The sequence below is a fragment of the uncultured Thiocystis sp. genome, from assembly GCF_903866365.1.
Classification (GTDB): Bacteria; Pseudomonadota; Gammaproteobacteria; order Chromatiales; family Chromatiaceae; genus Chromatium.
Map to the genome: position 1 here is coordinate 1 of NZ_CAIPNF010000218.1, position 1953 is coordinate 1953.

Here is a 1953-nt window from a genome sequence, read left to right on the forward strand (position 1 = left end):
CGGAGCGAGACTGCCGATGAGGTCACCCAGTACCTGACTTTCTCGGTGTCCGACGAGCGCCTGGCGATGTCGATCAATGCGGTCAAGGAGATCATCGAGACCCCGCAGGTGACGCGGGTGCCGATGACGCCCGACTACATTCGCGGCGTGATCAATCTGCGCGGCAGTGCGGTCCCGGTCATCGACCTGGGCGCGCGCCTGGGGCGCGGCCCGCTGACCCTGACCAAGCGCAGTTGCGTGGTGCTGGTCGAGGTTCAGGTCGGCGACGAAGGGCATGTGCTGGGCATGCTGGTCGACGAGGTCAAAAACATTCTTGACATCCCCCCCGAGGACGTCAAACCGCCGCCCGAGTTCGGTTCCGAGATCCGCACCGACTTCATCGAGGCGATGGGGCGGGTCGATGATGTCTTCGTCATCATTCTGAGCGTCGATCATGTCCTGTCGGTGCAGGAGCTGGCGGCACTGCGTCGACTGAGCGAGGATGCCGCCCCAAGCGGTTCGGATGGATGACCCTGTACAACGCCTGACATCCAGATCGAGACAAACCGATTGCTGGGGTGATCGATGTGGCGGGGAAACCCAGGAATCATCTAGAAGCGTCAGGCGCCGGAATCGCGTTTCAGTCGGAGACAGTTACAATTCATCACCTTTTAAAGCGGCCTCAACCCATGAATATCAATGATCTGAAAGTCAAAACAAAAATCTTGACCGGCTCCATGCTGCTGGTTTTGATCACGGTCATCTTTGGCGTGCTGGCCTACGTGTATATGGGGAAAGTCGCTGGCGCATTATTCGGCATTACCGACAATAACGCCAAGGCGGTCGAATATGCGACCGGCGTTGAGCGAATGGCGCTGCAAACGATCATGGAGGAAAAAAATTATTTGCTGCACCAGAAAGATGAAATCCACGAGCGCGCGGAGGCCAACGTCAAGGAATTGTTGGGTTATTTGGACAAAGTCGATGAGATCGCCAACAAGTACGACAATCGGGACTTGCGCGATCAATCCAAGCTCGCGCGCCAGGATACGACGCGTTATGCCGAGGAATACCGGAAAGGGGTAGCGGCCTTAAAGGCTAACAAGGAACTGGTGAAAACCATGGACGAAAAAGGCAGGGTTGTCGTCAACGCCGCTGAAAAATTCATGGAGATCCAGCAAAAGGCTTATGCCGAAGCGATGGCGCAAGGCGCCGACATCAAGACCTTGGATGGCTATGTCCAACGGTACATCATGACGGTGGCGATTCGAGTCAAGGCCAATCGAATTATTCGCCTGGAAAAGGAAGAGGTGAATTACAAGGATCGCGTTGCCTGGAATCAAATGGTGGTGATGCTGCCCGAGTTGATGCGTTTATATGACGATCTTGAAAAAATCAGCACGACCGACGCGGAACTGAAACTCATCGAGGAGGCCCGAAAAGCCACTGCTGAGTACGAGCAGGCCGCGAGGAATTGGATCAGTAACGACACCATGCTGGCGGACATTCTTAAGAGAATGCAGGACTATGGAAAAGCCGTCATCGAAGCGGCGCAATCCGCGGAAGGCGCTGGGTATCGACAGCTCGAAGCGGCGCGTCTTGAGGCGCAGCGCGTGGTTAACGAAGCGACGATCATCATTATCGCGACCATTGCGATCGCGGTCATTTTGGGTGTGCTGATTGCCCTGTTCCTGGCCGCGCTCATTACGAAACCCATCGTCAAGGGTGTGAGTTTCGCGGCGTCGGTCGCCGATGGCGACCTCTCGCAACAGCTCGATATTGAACAGAAAGACGAAATCGGCCAGCTTGCCAATGCCCTTAACGGCATGGTCAAGCGCCTGCGCCAGATCGTGGGCGAGGTGCGGGTGGGGGCCGACAATCTGTCCTCGGCCTCCAGCGAGGTGAGTTCCACCGCGCAATCGCTGAGTCAGGGCGCCACCGAACAGGCGGCGAGCGTCGAGGAAACCACCGCCA

The 1953-nt window shown here is 56.8% G+C and carries 2 protein-coding genes; both read left to right on the forward strand.

Features of this window, described 5'->3' with window-relative positions:
* Positions 1-510: chemotaxis protein CheW (locus tag QZY07_RS12460; protein ID WP_295403022.1), on the forward strand; the 510-nt coding region annotated here is incomplete at its 5' end.
* Positions 511-668: 158 nt separating this feature from the next.
* A partial coding sequence (locus tag QZY07_RS12465; RefSeq protein WP_295403024.1) for a methyl-accepting chemotaxis protein occupies positions 669-1953 on the forward strand: 1285 nt, incomplete at its 3' end.